Genomic DNA, 19,581 nt, shown 5'->3' on the forward strand with positions numbered 1-19,581 from the left:
GTAAATTAATTACTGGAGGCGTGATTGTCGTGAAAAAGATTATTAATGATCCAAACAATGTAGTAAATGACATGATAAATGGAATGATTGCTGCCTATCCCCATGATTTAAGACAGATTCCAAATACAGCAGTAATTGTAAGAAGTGATGCACCGGTTGTAAACAAAGTAGCATTGATTAGCGGCGGGGGTAGTGGTCATGAACCTGCGCATGCAGGGTATATAGGGAGAGGAATGCTTGATGCTGCAGTAACTGGTGAAGTATTTACCTCACCTACGCCAGATCAAATTTTTGAAGCAATTAAAGCAGTAAACAGTGGTAATGGTGTATTTCTGATTATAAAAAATTATACAGGCGATGTTCTCAATTTTGAAATGGCGGCAGAATTAGCCGAAGCTGAAGATATTAAAGTTGAAAAAGTAATAGTCAATGATGATGTTGCCGTGGAAGATAGTTCATATACAATCGGAAGAAGAGGAATCGCTGGAACGGTGTTTGTTCATAAGATAGCAGGAGCTAAAGCGGAGAAGGGTGCTTCACTGGAAGAAGTGAAAAGCGTAGCTGAAAAAGTAGTAAAGAATGTTCGTTCCATGGGAATGGCTCTATCGCCATGTACTGTACCGGCAGCCGGAAAACCAAGTTTCAAGCTTGCTGAGGATGAAATGGAAATAGGTATTGGTATTCATGGTGAAGCCGGTATTGAAAGAAAGTCGATAACTTCAGCTGATAAGATTGCCGGAGAATTGACGGATAGGATTCTGGGTGATATAAACATAAATGAAGAGGACGAGGTTGCTGTAATGATTAATGGATTAGGTTCAACTCCGGAAATGGAACTATATATTATTAATAATAAAGTGAATGAAATTCTTACAGAAAAAGGAATACGTATTTATAAAACGTATGTTGGGGAATTTATGACAGCTCTCGAGATGACAGGTTGTTCAGTAAGCATATTAAAGCTGGATGATGAACTTAAACAATTACTCGACGCTCCCTCAGAGGCAGTAGCTTTTCGTTCCTAAGATAGGAGGTTAATTGTGGAAATTAAAGTAGAAGATGCTATTAAATGGTTTGAAAAAATAAATGAAAAAATAAAATTAAATAAAGAATATTTAACTTCATTGGACCAAGTAATAGGGGATAGTGATCATGGCATTAATATGGCCAGGGGATTTGAAGAAGTAGTAAACAAACTTTCTGCAAAAGAGTACGGTACAGTTTCCGAGGTGCTAAAAGATGCTGCCATGACATTAATGTCCAAAGTGGGTGGTGCTTCTGGACCGTTATTCGGTACAGCATTTTTGAGATTCTCAACGGCTGTCAAAGTTAAAGAATCAGTCGATTTTGAAACGTTCACACTTGGTCTAGAGAGTGCACTGGAAGGTGTCAAACATCGGGGGAAATCAACGGCTGGCGAGAAGACAATGATAGATGTATGGTCGCCTGTTGTAGATTTCTTTAAAAGAGAGAATGATTTTCAGCCGGATGAGCTATTATATGAATCCCGGACAGCCATGGAAAACACGAAGGAAATCATGGCAACTAAGGGAAGAGCCTCCTATTTTAAGGAGAATTCCATTGGCCATATCGATCCAGGGGCTGCATCTTCTTATTATATTTTCGAAGCTTTAGCGGAAGTATTGCAGGAAGGTGAAAAGTAATGGGACGAGTGGGAATTGTCTTAATATCGCATAGTACAAAAATAGTTGAAGGTATTAAAGAACTTATTCGCGAGGTTATAGCGGATGTTCCAATTGAATTAGCAGGTGGTACGGAAGAGGGTGAAATTGGAACAAGTATTGATAAAATTGTAAATGCAATCAAAACTGCAGATGAAGGAAAAGGCGTTGTTCTTTTTTATGACATTGGAAGCGCAAAGATGAATGCTGAAATCGCAATTGAAATGGACGAAAAAAGTACAACAAAGATAGTGGACGCCCCATTGGTAGAGGGCTCTTATGTGGCAGCGGTAGAATCAGGAATGGGTAAAAATTTGTTGGAGGTCTATGAAGCAGTGAAAAAATCGTTTTAACCAACCGCTATTCTGAGAAATTAGTTACTGTACGTATAAATATAGATATGCTATAATTAATTTAAGTTAATAATTTTTGGACGGAGAAATGGAGTAACCGCAAACCACTAGTGCAATTGTGTACTGGTATGTTTGCGGTTTTTTGTTTCTCCCATTACATGATTGTGCTTGAAACAGGGTAAATATACTTAAAAGTATGTGAAAGACAAAAGATAAGGGAGTTGTATGAAATTGACTTTATTCTCAAGCCGTAAACGAAATGATATATTGGAAAAGTTGAAAGGCGAAACATTGGATGTGTTAGTGATTGGGGGAGGTATTACTGGAGCGGGAATTTCATTGGATGCTGCGACCAGAGGTTTGAAAACAGGCTTAGTGGAAATGCAGGATTTTGCTGCCGGTACATCAAGTCGGTCGACGAAACTCGTGCACGGAGGATTGCGTTACCTCAAGCAATTTGAAGTGAAAATGGTTGCTGAAGTTGGGAAGGAACGTGCGATTGTATATGAAAATGGTCCCCACGTCACAACACCTGAATGGATGCTTCTTCCATTTTACAAAGGGAGTACCCTTGGTCCATTCACATCGAATATTGGTCTGCGTGTCTATGATTTTCTGGCTGGCGTAAAAAAGGATGAGCGCCGGTTAATGTTCAAGCCTGAAGAGGTGATGCAAAGGGAACCGCTCCTGAGAAAAGATAATCTGCGGGGTGCTGGATTCTATGTGGAATACAAAACGGACGATGCGAGACTAACTATCGAAGTATTGAAGAAAGCAGTGGAGCATGGTGTACATGCGGTTAATTATGCAAGGGCAAACGAACTTCTATATGATGAATCAAATAAAGTTTGTGGAGTAATTATTGAGGATGCGATAAGTGGTGAGAAACACGAAATCAGGGCAAAAAAAATTATTAATGCATGTGGCCCATGGGTGGATCAGGTTAGGGAGATGGACGGTTCCAATTACGGAAAAACATTACATTTAACAAAAGGTGTACATTTGGTTTTTAAACAAGATGTATTTCCTTTACAGCAGGCAATCTACTTTGATGCACCGGATGGCAGGATGATATTTGCCATTCCACGTGATGATAAAACGTATGTCGGTACAACTGATACAACCTATGATGGTGATATAGCCAACCCAGTGATGACTGAAAAGGACAGGGATTATCTGCTCAATGCCATTCATTATATGTTTCCCACACTTGAACTCACAGCTGAACATATAGATTCAAGCTGGGCTGGACTGCGCCCGCTTATTGCTGAGGAAAGCGCAGCAAGCCCGAGTGAGATTTCACGAAAAGATGAAATATTCATTTCAGATACAGGTCTGTTATCCATGGCTGGCGGGAAGCTTACCGGATATCGGAAAATGGCAGAACAGGCAGTGGATACGATTGCAGATCAATTAAAAGCAGAAAAGGGAATTCTGTATTCCAAAAGCGAAACAAAGCAGCTTCCCATTTCCGGTGGTGCTGTTGGTGGCTCACAAGGGTTTAAAAAATACAAAGATCAAAAAATAAAAGAAGGCATTCGCTTGGGAATGGATTCCGAAAAGGCTGCTCAAATTGTCCAGCGCTACGGTTCCAATACGGCGATAGTGTTTGGGATATTTCAAGCGATAAAAGATGAGGCCAATAAGGAAATGATTGATCCATACGTGCTGACTGAATTAAACTATGCGATTGATTATGAGCTTGCATATAAACCCGCCGATTTCTTTATAAGAAGAACAGGGGCATTATTTTTCGACATAGACTGGGTTAAAAAGCACCAACAGCAGGTGATTGACTATATGGCGAAAACCCTGAAATGGACGAATAAACAAAAGGAAGATTATTCAGCTGAGCTGACGCAACTAATGCACGAGGCTGTAACGCCAATCAAATAAGTTTAATACGATAAAGAAAAGCCAATCCCTATCGGTTGGCTTTTTTTGATGTGTTATTCGTGTTCTGGACCGAAAGTAAATAAGGAACATGACGCTTGCATAAAGTTTTCTTACTTTTACAAGTTCATTTCAAATTTCTTCCAATCCTATATTAATAGGTATAAATATATGGTATACTTTTGACGAATGTTGCGAATTTAGGGGGATATTTATGCACTTAAAAGATAAGGAAGTCAAAACAAATAACATTATCCCTTTTATTCCTGAAGGTGATTTTTACTTTACTAAAGGTGTAGAAGCTTTTCAAAAACGAAAATTTGATATAGCAATAAAATGGATGAAAAAAGCGACTGAAATGAAGCCTGAAGACCCATTGTATAAATGCCAAATGTCGATCATATATACTGAAATCGGGGCGTATCATGCTGCAAATCAGCTCTTGACAAGTGTTTTGCAGTCAAGTGATTATATTGATTGTTATTACCTGATAGCAAATAATTACGCGCATCTAGGTTTATTGAGTGATGCCAAAAAATATGCAGATTCATATCTTGAAAAAGAACCTGACGGGGATTTCAGTGAAGAAGCAAAAAGTCTGCTGGAAATGATAGATATTGATGAAGAAGACGATGAGGACTGGAATCTGGATGATGAAGATGAACTATTGATTTATCAGGAAACAGCCTTTTATCACCTGGAAAATATGGAATGGGAAAAAGCAATTCCTATAATAGAAGAAATGATGACGATTTTCCCGGAGCATCGTATGGCGAAACACGATTATACACAAGCGCTTTTCTTTACCGGACGTGAGAAGGAAGCAATTGATATGGAAGAGGAAATATTAGAGGAAGATCCAAGTTCTCTTTACAGCCATATTAATTTGGCGCTGTATTATTATGAAAAGGGTATGAAACAGGAATATGAAAATCATAGTCAGGCATTACTAAATATATATCCTATTCTTGACCAGCAAAAACTGCGTATTGCCATTACATTGGCAAGAACTGGCATCTATAAGGAAGCCTATTCGCGCTTTCGTATGATTCCGAAAGAAAAAGTGTCCAGTCATCTATCGTATTTTAAATGGTACAGTATTGCGGCCTTTCAGAACGGTGATCCAGGAAAAGCACTTGCTTTATGGGAAGAAGGGTGCAAAAGACATCCGAAGCTATCCAAAGAGGAAGGGCCATGGGTATAGCTTCTGAGCAGAAAGATAGACGTAAGCTAAAGGATTTTATAAACTGAGTGTAGTTTAAAAATAATTAGATTTAAAGGGGCGGTTTAAATGTCCGAAGAACGTATGTATGATGTAATTATAGCAGGGGCCGGACCTGCAGGAATGACGGCAGCCGTTTATGCATCCCGGGCAAGTCTGGATACACTTATGCTGGAACGTGGTATCCCGGGTGGACAAATGGCAAATACAGAAGATGTGGAGAACTATCCAGGATTCGACAATATTTTAGGACCGGACCTTTCCAATAAAATGTTTGACCATGCCAAAAAATTTGGCGCTGAGTACGCATATGGAGATATAAAAGAGGTTATTGACCATGGAGATTACAAAACAATTATTGCTGGCAGTAAAGAGTATAAAACGAAATCTCTAATCATTACAACTGGTGCACAGTACAAAAAGCTTGGAATCGAAGGTGAGGAAGAGCTTGGAGGCCGTGGTGTTTCTTACTGTGCTGTCTGTGATGGGGCTTTCTTCAAACAGAAGAACCTTGTCGTCATCGGCGGAGGGGACTCAGCGGTTGAGGAAGGAATCTATCTAACCCGTTTTGCTGATAAAGTAACGATTGTTCACCGACGTGATGAACTTCGTGCCCAAAAAATCATTCAGCAACGCGCTTTTGATAATGAAAAGATCGAGTTTATCTGGGACACAGTGATCAATAAGATCAATGGACCTGAAGGAAAAGTGAGCAGTGTGACCCTTCAAAATAAAAATACGGGTGAGGTATATGATTTTGCAGCGGATGGTGTCTTTATTTACATTGGCATGGTTCCACTAAGCGAACCTTTCAAATCACTCGGTATTACCAATGAAGAAGGATATATTCCGACAAACGAGCATATGGAAACAAGCATCCCAGGGGTTTTCGCTGCAGGAGATATACGAGAGAAGACACTTCGACAAATTGTGACAGCAACCGGTGACGGAAGCATTGCAGCCGAGGCCGCAATAAAATATGTGGAAGACCTGGCTGAAGAACAGAAGGCAGCAAAAAAATAATAAAAAATGTGTAAAAAAATTTACTATTAGTAATTGCTTTTTAACGGCACTGTAATACGCTCGAAATATAAATGGGGTACACTATAACTAACTAATTGACCCCCTTTTAATAGATAAATTAGTTTATTGCACAGGTGCATGTCACCTGTGCCTTTTTTTTGCAACTGTTATTGTCAAGTTTGCGAATGGAAATGGCTTGTCTGCTTTTGTCGATTTTGCAATTTCCTTATATCCTTGTTGGATGGCATTCGTTCATAGTATAATGGGGAGGAATCAGAAATTCATAAACAACAGAAATTATGAATGCAGGCTGGATGGGTTTGCATAGTTATAAAGAGAAGAAGGCACTGCCTAGTTTAACTTTCGTAATGTTTTAGAAGGGGAGAGAAACAATATGAGTAATGAAAAGGAAACAAAATTGGTTATCATAACAGGTATGTCAGGTGCCGGAAAAACGGTTGCCATTCAAAGCTTTGAAGATCTGGGCTACTATTGTGTGGATAACCTCCCCCCTGCGTTATTGCCAAAATTTCTGGATTTGATGAAGGATTCCACCAATAATATTCGTAAAGTGGCGTTAGTAATGGATTTGCGTGGCAGAGAATTTTTTGATTCTTTGTTTGAAGCATTGGATATTTTGGGACATGAGGAGTGGCTTGAGGAACACATTCTTTTTCTGGATGCGAAGGATGAATCCCTCGTTACGCGCTACAAAGAAACCCGGCGTTCCCATCCGCTTTCCACTGGTGGCCTTCCACTAAATGGCATTACAAAGGAACGGGAGATTCTTGATGAATTAAGAGGCAGGGCACAGCGAATTATTGACACCACAGCTTTGAAGCCACGTGAATTGCGGGAGAAGATACTTAAAATCTATTCTGAAGAGAAACAAGAAATTTTTTCCGTTCACTTTCTTTCCTTTGGTTATAAATATGGCTTGCCTATCGATGCAGATCTGGCATTCGATGTTCGTTTTCTGCCAAACCCTCATTACGTTGCAAACCTTCAACCGCTAACCGGATTGAATCAGGATGTTTCATCCTATGTTTTTAAATGGTCCGATACACAAAAGTTTAATGAAAAAGTGATGGACCTACTGAAATTTATGCTCCCCCAGTATAAAAAAGAAGGTAAATCCCAGCTTGTTGTAGCTATAGGATGTACAGGAGGGCAGCATCGCTCCGTGGCAATAGCAGAGTATTTTGCAAGAGAGCTATCTTCTGCCTACATTACTCATGTAAGTCATCGGGATATTGATAAAAGAAAGGGACATTAATATGAGTAAGCAAAAATTGCCCCGGGTGGTTGTGATTGGTGGAGGAACTGGCATGCCAGTTCTATTGAGAGGTCTTAAAAATCTGCCGATTGACCTCACAGCACTTGTAACGGTCGCCGATGATGGCGGAAGCACCGGGAGAATAAGAAATGAAATGGCAATTCCTGCACCAGGTGATATACGAAATGTGATTGCAGCATTATCCGATGCGGAGCCAATGCTGCTTGAATTATTTCAGCACCGATTTTCTGAAGGCAACGGACTTTCCGGCCATTCCATGGGAAACCTGCTGCTTGCGGCCATGACGTCGGTGACTGGAAATTTTAATACGGGAATTAAAGAAATATCACGCGTACTAAACGTTAAAGGAAAGATCTATCCGATTTCCAATGAGAACATGTCACTTCATGCCGAAATGGAAGATGGAACAATCATATCGGGTGAATCGAGTATACCTCTATCCAACAAGCGGATTAAGCGTGTTTTTTTAAGGCCCCAGCCAGTAAAGCCACTTCCTAATGCTGTTCGGGCGATTGATGCAGCCGACCTCGTCGTCATTTCACCAGGCAGCCTGTATACGAGCATTATGCCGAATCTGATTATTCCACAGGTTAAAGAGGCGCTAAGGGATACAAAAGCGAAAGTCGTTTACGTTTGTAATGTTATGACGCAGGCTGGAGAGACTACAGGGTATACTGCTTCTGATCATGTGAAAGCTATCAGCGATCATATTGGTCAAGGATGCATAGATGCTATTGTCGTGCATAATGAAGTGATAGATCAATCCATACGTGCTATTTATGCAGAAGAGAATGCTTCTCCTGTCGAATATGATATGGAGCGACTGTTTGATATGGGTCTGGAAATTATAGAAGGTGATATCATCGATCATTCTCAATCTACACTGCGTCATGATAATCATAAAATTGCTAAATTATTATATTCCATTATGGAAATAAAATAGATCATTTGTAGAAAAATGGTAAAGGAGGGGTCAACATGTCCTTTGCTTCCGAGATAAAAAAGGAATTAACAACGATGGAAATAGATGAATGCTGTAAATTCGCAGAACTTGCAGCTTTAATTCGGATGAATGGGGCAGTTTCACTTTCCAGACAGGAATATGCGCTTGATGTACAGACTGAAAATGCTGCAATAGCGAGAAGAATCTATACATTGATTAAATCCAGCTATTCCTTGCCAGTGGAACTGCTCGTTCGCAAGAAGATGAAGCTGAAAAAGAATAATGTATATATTGTTCGAATGAAAGAAGATGTACAGCAATTTCTTGAAGATCTAGACATTATCCGCGACCAATATACAGTGGTAAGGACGATTTCAAAAAAATATGGGGATAAATCATGCTGTAAAAGATCTTATCTGCGTGGTGCATTTCTTGCAGGTGGCTCCATCAATAATCCTGAAACTTCCTCATATCACCTTGAAATCTTTAACTACTATCAGGAGCATAATGATGCATTATGTGAGCTGATCAATTCTTTCGATTTACGTGCACGGACACTTGAACGTAAGAATGGTTATATCGTATACATTAAAGAGGCTGAGAAAATTACGGAGTTTTTAAGCATTATAGGTGCACATAAAGCTTTATTCAAGTTTGAAGATGTACGAATTGTCAGGGATATGCGTAATTCGGTCAATAGACTGGTGAATTGTGAAACAGCTAATCTCAATAAGACAATCGGTGCTGCCTTCCGTCAGATTGAGAATATCAGGCTGATTGAAAATACAGTAGGTCTGGACCAGCTTCCGGACAAATTGCAGGAAATAGCAAAATTACGTGTGCAGCATGAAGATGTTTCATTAAAGGAATTAGGGGAACTAGTTACAGGTGGCAAAATCTCCAAGTCGGGTGTAAACCATCGATTGAAAAAAATTGATGACTTTGCAGATCGGATTAAGCGCGGAGAAAAAACTATCACAAATAAATAAACCTAACAGAAAATTAATACTTCTGGTACTCAATACATGTTATAATACGGATAATTTAAAGGAAACAGGTTAATAAAAATATATATGGACAGTAAGCTCAGATTTTGAGCTGCTGTGTAATTTGGATTGTTAGCGTTTACGATTTGGGGAGGATGAGATACTTGGTAAAGAAGTCGGTAAAAGTTGAATTAGAAACAGGTTTGCAGGCAAGACCTGCAGCCCAGTTTGTCCAGGAAGCCAACCGCTATTCTGCACATTTGTTTCTTGAAAAAGATGGAAAAAAGGTAAATGCGAAAAGTATCATGGGTCTGATGAGTCTGGCAATCACCAAAGGTGAAATGATCACACTGGTTGCAGAAGGCCCCGATGAACAGGAAGCTCTGAACCATTTGGCTTCATTTGTAGAGGAACAATAATTTAAGTTATGGCAAATGTCTAAGTCTTAGGGCTGGTGCTTTCGTTATACGTTTGCAGGTAGGAAAGCTTTAGGTGCTATTCTATTGACCAAAAAAAATCCCTTTCATATGGAAAGGGATTTTCTGATTGCATATTATTTTTCTTCTTTGCGTTCAAGAATCTTATCGATTAAACCATACTCAACAGATGCTTGTGCTGTCATGAAGTTATCACGTTCTGTATCGCGCTCGATGACTTCAAGTGGCTGACCGGTTTTCTGGGCCATAATTTCATTCATTCTGCGTTTAATTTCAATGATTCGTTTTGCATGGATTTCAATGTCGGTAGCTTGTCCTTGTGTACCACCTAATGGCTGGTGAATCATAATTTCACTGTTTGGCAACGCGTAACGCTTTCCTTTTTCACCGGCAGTAAGGAGAAATGCACCCATTGATGCTGCCATACCGATGCAGATAGTTGATACGTCTGGTTTAATGAAATTCATCGTATCGTAGATTGCCATTCCAGCTGTAATGGAGCCACCTGGTGAGTTAATGTATAAAGAAATATCTTTGTCCGGATCCTCTGCCTCCAAGAATAATAATTGGGCTACGATAGAGTTTGCTACATTGTCATCAATGCCGCTCCCCAATAAAATGATGCGGTCTTTAAGCAAGCGTGAATAAATATCATATGCACGTTCTCCACGGTTGGTTTGTTCAATAACTGTAGGCACTAAATTCATTTTAAAATCCTCCCTTAGTCTGTAACGTGTTACATTAGTTATATTTTCATAATAGCTTAATGGTCAATAAAGGTCAAACGAAAACATTCAGCTTTGAATAAAAAATATACTTCTCCATGTTTCCCTTTTTTTTCCTTTATAAACCTGCTTCGATGAATTGGCAGTCCTTCATTTGTTTGACTCGTAATTTAGACTTGTTTATATAGGCAATAGGCGTTATAATATTCTATGTGTCAATTTTATACGATATGCGCCCGTAGCTCAGTTGGATAGAGCACTGGTTTCCGGTACCAGGTTTGCCGGGGGTTCGAATCCCTCCGGGCGCGCTTATCACATCAGGGGCAAGAGAATTCAATATTTCTCTTGTCCTTTTCATAACGATTTTACATAATTGCTGAATCAGCCGTATACCGCAAATAAAAAGTTCACGGAGGGATAGATATGTTGTTGGACAGCCCATACAGAGAAGAAATTATCGAAACCGTTTTCGAGAAATCAAACTTTTGCTTTGTCGTTGTGGATGATCAGGGATTGGTTACATATCTGAATGATAATTACTGTCAGTTTATTGATGTTAAATTGGAAGAAGCGATTGGAAAACATGTAGAAGATGTTATTGAAAATACACGAATGCACACGGTAGTAAAGACCGGAAAAGAGGAAATTGCCGATATTCAGTACATTCGGGGAAATTACATGATAGCCAATAGGGTGCCATTATACTCAGAGGGTAAAATCGTTGGCGCAGTTGGGACGGTTTTATACCGCGACACGAAAGAATGGATGAAGATGAACGCCCATATTAGGGATCTTCTGATGGAAATTGAACATTACCGGAAAAAACTGATGGACCAAAGTGGTGCAACCTACACCCTTAGTGATATTGTTGGCAGCTCCGAACAGTTGAATAAAGTAAAGGAAAAAGTAAAGAAAGTTTCTGCAGGTGATGTTTCCGTCTTGCTTAAAGGGGAAAGCGGGACAGGGAAAGAACTTTTTGCCCATAGTATCCATCATTTAAGTGAGCGGAGCAGCAAGCCTTTTATAAAAATTAATTGTGCAGCGATTCCGGAAGAATTACTTGAATCCGAACTGTTTGGGTATGTGGAAGGTGCATTTACCGGAGCGAGAAAAGACGGAAAACTAGGAAAGTTTCAGCTTGCTGACGGTGGTACACTTTTTTTGGACGAGATTGGCGATATGCCATTAAATGCCCAGGTTAAAATTCTTCGTGTACTGCAGGAAGGCGAGGTGGAATCGATAGGGTCAGAGAAGACCCAAAAAGTTGACGTGCGAATTATCGCTGCTACGAATCAGCCATTGGAAAAATTGATAGAAGAAAATCGTTTTCGGGAGGATTTATTTTATCGCATCAATGTTGTTCAAATTAAAATTCCTCCACTTCGGGAAAGACCTGAAGACATTAGGGTAATTGCCAATTACTTGCTAGGGAAAATTACAAGGAATTCCGGTAAAAGGGTGATGGGGTTAGAAGATGCTGTAAAAGACCTCTTCATGAATTATCGGTGGCCCGGCAATGTGCGGGAACTCGAGAACGTCATTGAGTCTGCCGTCCATCTTACCCAATCTGACGTGATCAGGTTGGAGGACCTTCCGGAACAGATGAAGGCTAATCCCTTTGCTGTAAAGCAGGGGACGAGCTTAAAGGACATTTTGAGCCATACGGAAAAGCATGCAATTGAGCAGGCATTAAAAAAAGTGAATGGAGATAAAGTGAAAGCAGCCAAATCATTAGGCATTGGTAAATCAAGTTTTTATGAAAAATTGAAAAAGCATGGAATAGCTTAGTCCGGATTTCAGGAAAATATTCCGGTAAAATGGAAAACGATAAAAAGCGTAGATGAAGAAAGGGCTTTCATTCAATTGGTTATTGTTGGAACCCTCTTTTCCGAAATTCCGGAAAAATGCATTTTTTACTATCCTGCTTAAGCCTGTTAAAATAGTATTTACTTAAAAATAACATTTGGCATGGTTTTTGCTGAAAGATAAGTGGAAGGGAGTGTAATTTTATGAAAACAATACACACATCATTTAGCGAAGCGGTGAATGATATTAAAGATGGTTCAACAATTATGGTTGGTGGTTTCGGACTGGTGGGGATTCCGGAGAATCTCATTCTTGCTTTGGTAGATTCACAGGTCAAGCATTTGACAGTTATTTCCAATAACTGTGGTGTTGATGACTGGGGGCTTGGTTTATTGCTTAAAAATAAGCAGATTGACAAAATGATAGGGTCATATGTTGGTGAAAATAAGGAATTTGAACGTCAGGTCCTTTCCGGTGAACTGGAAGTTGAATTGACTCCCCAAGGTACTTTGGCTGAGAGGATTCGTGCAGGCGGGGCTGGCATTCCGGCTTTTTACACGCCAGCTGGAGTAGGAACCCCCATCGCTGAAGGCGGAGAAGTAAGAACGTTCGGGGATAAAGAATATTTGCTCCAAACGGCTTTAAAAGCTGATTTCAGTCTTGTCAGAGCGGCTGTCGGCGATAAAGATGGAAATCTAGTATATAACAAAACAGCTCAGAATTTTAACCCAATGATGGCAGCAGCGGGAAATGTCACAATCGCTGAGGTCGAGCAGCTTGTTGAAACAGGTTCCATTGACCCTGATCATGTACACACACCTGGTATCTATGTCCAACGTTTAATAGAAGGTAAGCAGGAGAAAAAAATTGAACGTATGACGGTAAGACAGGAAGCATAATCGTTAATAGGAGGTAAGCATGTTATGGCTAAACAAGTGGATAAGGCAGCAATTAGAGAAAGAATCGCAAGAAGAGCGGAGAGGGAAATTGTAAGCGGTTCCTATGTAAATCTAGGGATAGGTATGCCCACAATGGTTGCCAATTATATTCAGGATGGAAAGCAAGTAGTCCTGCAATCGGAGAACGGCTTACTCGGGATCGGAAAGTATCCATTAAAAGAAGAAGTCGACCCAGATTTGATCAATGCGGGAAAAGAAACTGTAACAGCCCAAAAAGGGGCGTCATTCTTCAGTAATGCAGAGTCTTTTGCCATGATTCGCGGAGAGCATCTCGACCTTGCCATACTTGGTGGCATGGAAGTCTCCGAAAAGGGAGATTTGGCCAATTGGATGATACCAGGCAAAATGATTAAAGGCATGGGCGGGGCGATGGATATCGTTCACGGCGCTAAAAAAATTGTTATTATCATGGATCATGTTAACAAACAGGGGGAGCCGAAAATATTAAAGCAATGCAGTCTTCCGCTGACAGGTAAAAATGTGGTTGACCGTATCATTACAGACCGTGCTGTCATTGACGTGAAAGAAGATGGTCTTGAACTGGTGGAAGTTGCAGAAGGCTGGACAGCAGATCAAATAATCGATTCCACAGAAGCTGAACTGAAAATAAGTGAAAACTTGCAGACAGATACTTATTAAAGATAGAGAATAATGATGTTACGGAGGGGATTTTGATGGAAAACAAAGTGGTCTTCATTACTGGTGCAGCGAGTGGGATAGGTTATGAAATTGGTGTTGCCTTCGCAAAAAATGGCGCCAAAGTTGTCCTGTCTGATATCAATGCTGGAAAGGTGAAAGAGGTATCCGAAAGTTTGCACGATGACGGTTTTGAATGCATCGGTTTAAAATGTGATGTGACAAAAGAGGATGAGCTTCAAAAGGCTTTGGATCATACGGTGGAAAAATACGGGAGAATTGACGTCTTGATTAATAATGCGGGATTGCAGCATGTAGCTTCATTGGAGGAGTTTCCGACAGAGAAGTATGAGTTTATGTTAAAAGTAATGCTTGTGGCCCCGTTTATGGCGACGAAACATGTATTTCCAATTATGAAGAAACAGGGTTTTGGTCGTGTTATTAACATGTCTTCCATTAATGGCCTTATCGGTTTTGCAGGGAAAGCTGCCTACAATAGTGCCAAACATGGAGTAATTGGATTGACAAAGGTTGCTGCTTTGGAAGGTGCTGCTGATGGAATTACTGTCAATGCGATTTGCCCTGGTTATGTGGACACACCTCTTGTAAGAGGACAGTTTGAAGATCTTGCAAAAAACCGCGATGTACCATTGGAAAATGTTCTGGAGGAAGTACTTTACCCGTTGGTGCCTCAGAAGAGACTATTGGACGTTCAGGAAATAGCGGATTATGCAATGTTCCTTGCAAGTGACAAAGCAAAAGGTGTCACAGGCCAGGCAGTTGTACTCGATGGCGGATATACAGCACAATAAATACTAAATCAAGGAGGAGCAGAAAATGGAAAACGTTTATATCTTGGAAGGTGCCCGGACAGCTTTTGGGACTTTTGGCGGAAGTCTTAAAGATGCAGATCCAACTGATCTCGGTGTGACAGTTAGTAAAGAAGCGATTCGCCGCAGTGGGATTGACGCAGGCGACATTGATTTTTCTGTTTTGGGCAATGTTATCCATTCCGCAAAAAATGCACCATATTTATCTCGGCATATTGCATTGAAATCAGGCCTTCCGCTGGGGAGTCCTGCATTGACAGTCAACCGTTTATGCGGATCAGGGCTCCAGTCGGTAGTCTCAGCAGCACAATCGATCATGCTGGGTGATGGGCAATTGGCTTTGGCCGGAGGGGTAGAGAATATGAGTCTGTCTCCGTATGCAATGAGGGGAAGCAGATTTGGCACAAAGCTCAAGACGCCTCAAGTAGATGATATGTTATGGGCAGCATTGACAGATGAATATATTGGTTCCGGCATGGGTCTTACTGCTGAAAACCTTGCTGATAAGTACGACATTACCCGGGAGGAACAGGATGAGTACGCCTACCTCAGCCATAAACGCGCCTCTGCAGCAAGAAATGAAGGGAAATTTGAAGAGGAAATAGTCCCTTTTGAAATAAAAACAAGAAAAGGAACTGTTCTTGTTGATACGGATGAACATATACGTGAGGACACGACGATGGAGAAACTTGCTAAACTGAGACCATCTTTCAGACAGGATGGCACCGTAACGGGTGGGAATGCAAGTGGAATTAATGATGGTGCCGGTGCAGTAGTTTTGGCCGGAGAAGAGTATGTTCAGAAGAAAAGTCTGCAGCCATTAGCCAGAATAGTTTCTTATGGTATTGCTGGTGTCGATCCATCACATATGGGAATCGGTCCTGTACCGGCAATTAGGCAAGCATTGGAAAAAGCGACACTTACCTTAAATGACATCGACCTGATCGAAGTGAATGAGGCCTTTGCATCACAATATTTGGCAGTGGAGAAAGAACTTGGATTGGACAGGGAGAAAGTCAATGTCAACGGGGGAGCGATTGCTTTAGGGCATCCAATCGGGGCAAGTGGTACAAGAGTGTTGTATGGCGTTATAAGGGAGCTTAAAAGAAGAAACCAGAAATTTGGAATCGCCTCCCTTTGTATTGGGGGAGGGCAAGGGATTGCCATGATTGTTGAAGTTATTTAAATAAAAAGATAAACGAGGAGGGGTATGATGTTTGGTATTATTTTAGGCCTTATCGTGTTGATGGGATTGGCTTATTTAGGATGGTCCATCATTTGGGTCGCACCAATCGCTGCTGGGGTAGTGGCGCTGACTGGTGGGCTCGATTTGCTGGATGCATATACAAATACGTATATGAGCGGGTTTGTAAACTTTGCTAAAAGCTGGTTCCCAGTATTTATGCTCGGGGCAATATTTGGGAAGTTAATGGAAGATACGGGGATGGCAAAATCAGTTGCTGTTGCATTAACGAAGGTAATTGGGACAAAAAGAGCAATTTTAGGGGTTTTAGTATCATGTGCGGTACTTACTTATGGCGGGGTTAGTCTGTTTGTGGTTGTATTTGCGGTTTACCCGCTTGCATTGACTCTTTTCCGTGAAGCGAACATCAGCAGACGTCTGATTCCTGGAACGGTTGCACTTGGGGCATTTACATTTACGATGACTGCAATTCCGGGAACACCGCAGATCCAAAACCTTATTCCGACCGAACATTTTGAAACAAATGCTATGGCAGCCCCGGTTATGGGAATCGTGGCAGCCGCGATTATGGCGGTAGGTGGATATTTCTATCTTCGCTGGCGTGAAAAGCAGATAACTGCCAGTGGGGAAACATATACAGAGCCAAAAGATAATAAAATTATTGATGTAGAAGGGGATACACCAAATTTTATTCTTTCAATTCTTCCATTGCTGACAGTGCTGATTACATTGAACTTACTGAATTGGGATATTGTAGTTGCATTACTTTCAGGTATTATTTTATTGATGATTCTTAATATAACCAAATTTAAAGGGTTTGTTAAAGCGATCAATGGTGGTGCAATAGGATCTGTTACAGCAATTATCAATACGAGTGCAGCGGTCGGTTTTGGTACAGTGGTTCAGGCTGTTCCAGGCTTTAACCGGTTGACTGAATTGCTGATGGGTATTAAAGGTAATCCGTTGATTTCTGAAGCGGTGGCGGTAAACCTTCTAGCTGGTGCCACTGGCTCGGCTTCTGGTGGAATGGGGATTGCACTTGAGGCACTCGGTTCCAAATACTATGAGATAGCATTGAATACGGGTATCGATCCGGAAGCATTTCACCGGGTTGCATCCCTATCATCAGGTGGATTGGATACACTACCACATAATGGTGCTGTCTTAACACTCCTGACAATTACTGGTATGACACATAAAGAAAGTTATAAAGATATTTTTGTAGTAGGGGTGCTTATTCCAATCGTATCTACTGTTGCAGCTATTTTGCTTGCTTCAATAGGAGTCTACTAAAATAGATTTGGAGCAGTTCCTGAAATAACCTAGCTCGTTTGGAAGGTGAAATGGATGATCAATAATATAACTGTACTCGGTTCCGGGGTAATGGGCCACGGTATTGCTCAAAATTATGCCTTGGCTGGCTATGCCGTACATCTCTATGATTTAAAAAGCTCTTACTTGGAGAAGGCTATGAAATTGATTGATGGAAATTTGTCATTAATGGTTAAGGAAAAAATTATTGTACCTGCCGATAAGGAAAAAGCATTGGAAAGAATAATCACAACAACAGACCTTCAAATAGCAGTTAAGGACAGTGACTTTATTACAGAGGCTGTCCCGGAAGTGATTGAAATAAAACATAGTCTGTACAAACAGCTTGAGACGATCATTCGGCAAGATACGATCATTGCATCCAATACTTCCACATTTCCAATTTCGCAGCTTACAAAAGATATAAAGGATCCGGAGCGTTTTATTGTCACACACTTCTTTAATCCGGCACAGTTGGTACCCCTAGTGGAGATTGTAAAAGGCAGGGATACATCCAATCAAGTCGTGGAAACTACATTGAATCTTATGAAAGACATCGGTAAATCACCAGTAGTTCTTAATAAAGATATTCCTGGGTTCATTGCAAACCGTCTTCAAGCGGCTCTGGTCAGAGAGGCGTTCCATTTAATGGAGATGGGAATAGCATCTCCTGAAGATATCGATTTGGCAATAACGGATGGTCCAGGGGTTCGTTGGGCATTTTCCGGTCCGCTTGAAACAGCCGATTTTGGAGGTCTGGATATTTGGAAAAGTGTTGTTGAAAATCTTGCACCGGAATTATCAAAAGCAGATAAGGTACCCGATCTTATAAATGAAAAAGTGAAAAACGGGGGACTTGGGGCAAAAACGGGCGAAGGAATATACAAGTATTCCAACGAAATCATCGAAGGAAAACTTGTACAAAGGGATGAAAGATTAGTCAAGCTAAACAAGATTAAACATGGGGATATATAAACAATAATAACAAAGACAAGGGCGAGCATTTACTGCAAACCCTTGTCTTTGTTATTTCCCATTCGGTTCATAAATATCCCATGCAGTTTTGAGTGAGTCGGTAATATAATCGGCTACTTCCTCCTCAACCAGGTGGTCCGTAATGACTCTTGAATGGTGTCCTTCATAAATCGGTTGCCTATCATAAAATAACTGTTGTATTTCCTCAATGGTTTTACCTTGCAGTACAGGACGGCTGTCAATAAGCAAGCTTATTCTTTCCTTCCAAGAATCCCAAGATAGATCCAGGAAAAAGATGATACAATCCGCTAAACAGGCATCCCTGATTTCTTCCTGCAAAAATGCACCACCGCCAACAGAAATGATTTTCAATTTCTGTTTGCACGCATGGATAATGATCTCTTTTTCCGTCTCACGAAATGTTTTTTCTCCATATTTCTCAAATATCTCTGACGTAGGCATGTGAAATTTCTTTTCGATTTCTTCATCTATATCGATAAAATCTCTGTAAAGTTTTTTGGCCACAGCTCTGCCGATCGTCGTTTTTCCAACTCCCATAAAACCAATCAGCACAATGCTTTGTTCCCGAAGTGAAACGTCGTTCATGCGTATCCCCCTAGTATTCTAATCTGTAAAACTAGTATATGCTATCTCGTTTGTTTTTGCACGGGGAGAAATAATGAAGTTATTGGAAAAATTCCCCGGAATATTATGTTTTCTGCTGTTGTATTGCTTTTCTTGCCAAAAAATCTGCATGATTGTTTTGCTTTTCAGGTATCCATTTTATAAAGAAATAGGGGAAGTCATTTGCCTTTTCCTGAATGCTTTCCAGCAAGGGAAGAAATGATTTGTTCTTTGTAAATGCTTTTTCGATAGCATCCACAGCTGCCTTCGAATCTGAACGAAAAGATAATATTTCATTCGGAAATGTTTCCTGGCATATTTCCAAAGCCTTGATAATCGCATGAAATTCGGCTTCGTGGTTTGTTAATGTTCCCAATGGCAGGGAATATTCATAGCTCTTGCCATTGGTTTTTATATAAATACCGGCACCACTTAACCCAGGGTTTCCATTAGCCGCACCATCTGTATAGACTTCAATCATAAACGTACACTCCAAACATTGGCTAGTTGTTAATTACTAATTTTTCCCTAAGTATATACCATCTTTATTGAGATTAAAAATAGGACGAGACATGATTAGACATAATATTCGTTATATTAATTAACTTGCAAAATTAATTACTATTCAGTATATTATAAAGAAACATAACCGTTTTCATTTATCCTCCATTAATA

At 40.4% G+C, this 19,581-nt stretch carries 20 protein-coding genes and 1 tRNA gene; 18 read left to right on the forward strand and 3 right to left on the reverse strand.

Annotation, left to right across the window (positions count from 1 at the left end):
• Positions 1 to 29 precede the first annotated feature (29 nt).
• From dhaK to A4245_RS07655, 10 genes are all read left to right on the forward strand, one after another.
• Positions 30 to 1,025: a dihydroxyacetone kinase subunit DhaK gene (gene dhaK, locus A4245_RS07610; RefSeq protein WP_067727123.1), complete on the forward strand. Its 996-nt coding sequence runs from the start codon at positions 30 to 32 to the stop codon at positions 1,023 to 1,025.
• A gap of 15 nt (positions 1,026 to 1,040) precedes the next feature.
• Positions 1,041 to 1,664, forward strand: coding sequence for a dihydroxyacetone kinase subunit DhaL (gene dhaL / locus A4245_RS07615; protein WP_067727124.1), 624 nt, complete (start codon positions 1,041 to 1,043; stop codon positions 1,662 to 1,664).
• Positions 1,664 to 2,035: a dihydroxyacetone kinase phosphoryl donor subunit DhaM gene (dhaM, locus tag A4245_RS07620; RefSeq protein WP_067727125.1), complete on the forward strand. Its 372-nt coding sequence runs from the start codon at positions 1,664 to 1,666 to the stop codon at positions 2,033 to 2,035. Before dhaL ends, dhaM begins: the two co-directional genes overlap by 1 nt.
• A 231-nt stretch (positions 2,036 to 2,266) precedes the next feature.
• Positions 2,267 to 3,931 carry a glycerol-3-phosphate dehydrogenase/oxidase gene (locus A4245_RS07625; RefSeq protein WP_324609848.1) on the forward strand — a complete coding sequence of 555 codons (1,665 nt, stop codon included), beginning with the start codon at positions 2,267 to 2,269 and terminating at the stop codon, positions 3,929 to 3,931.
• Positions 3,932 to 4,142: 211 nt separating this feature from the next.
• Entirely contained in the window at positions 4,143 to 5,132 is a 990-nt protein-coding gene (locus A4245_RS07630) for a tetratricopeptide repeat protein (protein WP_067727127.1), read from the forward strand.
• Between the two features lie 87 nt (positions 5,133 to 5,219).
• Positions 5,220 to 6,173 carry a thioredoxin-disulfide reductase gene (gene trxB / locus A4245_RS07635; protein WP_067727128.1) on the forward strand — a complete coding sequence of 318 codons (954 nt, stop codon included), beginning with the start codon at positions 5,220 to 5,222 and terminating at the stop codon, positions 6,171 to 6,173.
• A gap of 394 nt (positions 6,174 to 6,567) precedes the next feature.
• Positions 6,568 to 7,449 (forward strand): RNase adapter RapZ, encoded by an 882-nt coding sequence (rapZ, locus tag A4245_RS07640; protein WP_067727129.1) that lies wholly within the window; start codon positions 6,568 to 6,570, stop codon positions 7,447 to 7,449.
• Between the two features lies 1 nt (position 7,450).
• Positions 7,451 to 8,413: a gluconeogenesis factor YvcK family protein gene (locus A4245_RS07645; protein ID WP_067727130.1), complete on the forward strand. Its 963-nt coding sequence runs from the start codon at positions 7,451 to 7,453 to the stop codon at positions 8,411 to 8,413.
• Positions 8,414 to 8,448: 35 nt separating this feature from the next.
• On the forward strand, positions 8,449 to 9,402 hold the full coding sequence (whiA, locus tag A4245_RS07650; protein ID WP_067727131.1) for a DNA-binding protein WhiA: 954 nt from the start codon (positions 8,449 to 8,451) through the stop codon (positions 9,400 to 9,402).
• Positions 9,403 to 9,563: 161 nt separating this feature from the next.
• The gene (locus tag A4245_RS07655; RefSeq protein ID WP_067727132.1) at positions 9,564 to 9,818 is read left to right on the forward strand and encodes an HPr family phosphocarrier protein; all 255 of its coding nucleotides are present in this window, start codon (positions 9,564 to 9,566) and stop codon (positions 9,816 to 9,818) included.
• Positions 9,819 to 9,952: 134 nt separating this feature from the next.
• On the opposite strand, the gene clpP is transcribed toward A4245_RS07655, so the two are convergent.
• Positions 9,953 to 10,543, reverse strand: coding sequence for an ATP-dependent Clp endopeptidase proteolytic subunit ClpP (gene clpP / locus A4245_RS07660; RefSeq protein WP_067727133.1), 591 nt, complete (start codon positions 10,541 to 10,543; stop codon positions 9,953 to 9,955).
• Between the two features lie 250 nt (positions 10,544 to 10,793).
• Here clpP and A4245_RS07665 point away from each other — a divergent pair.
• The 8 genes from A4245_RS07665 (at position 10,794) to A4245_RS07700 (ending at position 18,282) form a co-directional block, all read left to right on the forward strand.
• Positions 10,794 to 10,869 (forward strand) — tRNA-Arg (locus tag A4245_RS07665).
• Positions 10,870 to 10,984: 115 nt separating this feature from the next.
• A complete protein-coding gene (locus A4245_RS07670) occupies positions 10,985 to 12,349 on the forward strand; it encodes a sigma-54 interaction domain-containing protein (protein ID WP_157087680.1) in 1,365 nt (454 codons plus the stop codon).
• Between the two features lie 221 nt (positions 12,350 to 12,570).
• Complete coding sequence (locus A4245_RS07675; RefSeq protein ID WP_067727134.1) at positions 12,571 to 13,266, forward strand: CoA transferase subunit A; 696 nt, start codon at positions 12,571 to 12,573, stop codon at positions 13,264 to 13,266.
• Positions 13,267 to 13,290: 24 nt separating this feature from the next.
• The gene (locus A4245_RS07680; protein WP_067727135.1) at positions 13,291 to 13,965 is read left to right on the forward strand and encodes a 3-oxoacid CoA-transferase subunit B; all 675 of its coding nucleotides are present in this window, start codon (positions 13,291 to 13,293) and stop codon (positions 13,963 to 13,965) included.
• Positions 13,966 to 13,997: 32 nt separating this feature from the next.
• Entirely contained in the window at positions 13,998 to 14,774 is a 777-nt protein-coding gene (locus tag A4245_RS07685) for a 3-hydroxybutyrate dehydrogenase (RefSeq protein ID WP_067727136.1), read from the forward strand.
• Between the two features lie 25 nt (positions 14,775 to 14,799).
• Positions 14,800 to 15,978 (forward strand): thiolase family protein, encoded by a 1,179-nt coding sequence (locus A4245_RS07690; protein ID WP_067727137.1) that lies wholly within the window; start codon positions 14,800 to 14,802, stop codon positions 15,976 to 15,978.
• A gap of 27 nt (positions 15,979 to 16,005) precedes the next feature.
• A complete protein-coding gene (locus A4245_RS07695) occupies positions 16,006 to 17,289 on the forward strand; it encodes a GntP family permease (RefSeq protein WP_067727138.1) in 1,284 nt (427 codons plus the stop codon).
• 54 nt (positions 17,290 to 17,343) lie between these two features.
• Complete coding sequence (locus A4245_RS07700; RefSeq protein ID WP_067727139.1) at positions 17,344 to 18,282, forward strand: 3-hydroxyacyl-CoA dehydrogenase family protein; 939 nt, start codon at positions 17,344 to 17,346, stop codon at positions 18,280 to 18,282.
• A gap of 51 nt (positions 18,283 to 18,333) precedes the next feature.
• On the opposite strand, the gene A4245_RS07705 is transcribed toward A4245_RS07700, so the two are convergent.
• Positions 18,334 to 18,888 carry a shikimate kinase gene (locus tag A4245_RS07705; protein ID WP_067727140.1) on the reverse strand — a complete coding sequence of 185 codons (555 nt, stop codon included), beginning with the start codon at positions 18,886 to 18,888 and terminating at the stop codon, positions 18,334 to 18,336.
• Between the two features lie 103 nt (positions 18,889 to 18,991).
• Complete coding sequence (locus tag A4245_RS07710) at positions 18,992 to 19,387, reverse strand: ribonuclease HI family protein (RefSeq protein ID WP_067727141.1); 396 nt, start codon at positions 19,385 to 19,387, stop codon at positions 18,992 to 18,994.
• Between the last annotated feature and the right edge of the window lie 194 nt (positions 19,388 to 19,581).

Source organism: Oceanobacillus damuensis (assembly GCF_001618145.1).
Taxonomy (GTDB): domain Bacteria; phylum Bacillota; class Bacilli; order Bacillales; family Amphibacillaceae; genus Oceanobacillus; species Oceanobacillus damuensis.

Bases quoted from the DNA above. Each gene is read 5' to 3' on its own strand.
- clpP (WP_067727133.1), bottom strand. From the start codon at position 10,543: ATGAATTTAGTGCCTACAGTTATTGAACAAACCAACCGTGGAGAACGT.
- A4245_RS07695 (WP_067727138.1), top strand. From the start codon at position 16,006: ATGTTTGGTATTATTTTAGGCCTTATCGTGTTGATGGGATTGGCTTAT.
- trxB (WP_067727128.1), top strand. From the start codon at position 5,220: ATGTCCGAAGAACGTATGTATGATGTAATTATAGCAGGGGCCGGACCT.
- dhaM (WP_067727125.1), top strand. From the start codon at position 1,664: ATGGGACGAGTGGGAATTGTCTTAATATCGCATAGTACAAAAATAGTT.
- A4245_RS07680 (WP_067727135.1), top strand. From the start codon at position 13,291: ATGGCTAAACAAGTGGATAAGGCAGCAATTAGAGAAAGAATCGCAAGA.
- A4245_RS07675 (WP_067727134.1), top strand. From the start codon at position 12,571: ATGAAAACAATACACACATCATTTAGCGAAGCGGTGAATGATATTAAA.
- A4245_RS07690 (WP_067727137.1), top strand. From the start codon at position 14,800: ATGGAAAACGTTTATATCTTGGAAGGTGCCCGGACAGCTTTTGGGACT.
- whiA (WP_067727131.1), top strand. From the start codon at position 8,449: ATGTCCTTTGCTTCCGAGATAAAAAAGGAATTAACAACGATGGAAATA.
- rapZ (WP_067727129.1), top strand. From the start codon at position 6,568: ATGAGTAATGAAAAGGAAACAAAATTGGTTATCATAACAGGTATGTCA.
- A4245_RS07630 (WP_067727127.1), top strand. From the start codon at position 4,143: ATGCACTTAAAAGATAAGGAAGTCAAAACAAATAACATTATCCCTTTT.
- A4245_RS07700 (WP_067727139.1), top strand. From the start codon at position 17,344: ATGATCAATAATATAACTGTACTCGGTTCCGGGGTAATGGGCCACGGT.
- A4245_RS07645 (WP_067727130.1), top strand. From the start codon at position 7,451: ATGAGTAAGCAAAAATTGCCCCGGGTGGTTGTGATTGGTGGAGGAACT.
- A4245_RS07670 (WP_157087680.1), top strand. From the start codon at position 10,985: ATGTTGTTGGACAGCCCATACAGAGAAGAAATTATCGAAACCGTTTTC.
- A4245_RS07705 (WP_067727140.1), bottom strand. From the start codon at position 18,888: ATGAACGACGTTTCACTTCGGGAACAAAGCATTGTGCTGATTGGTTTT.
- A4245_RS07710 (WP_067727141.1), bottom strand. From the start codon at position 19,387: ATGATTGAAGTCTATACAGATGGTGCGGCTAATGGAAACCCTGGGTTA.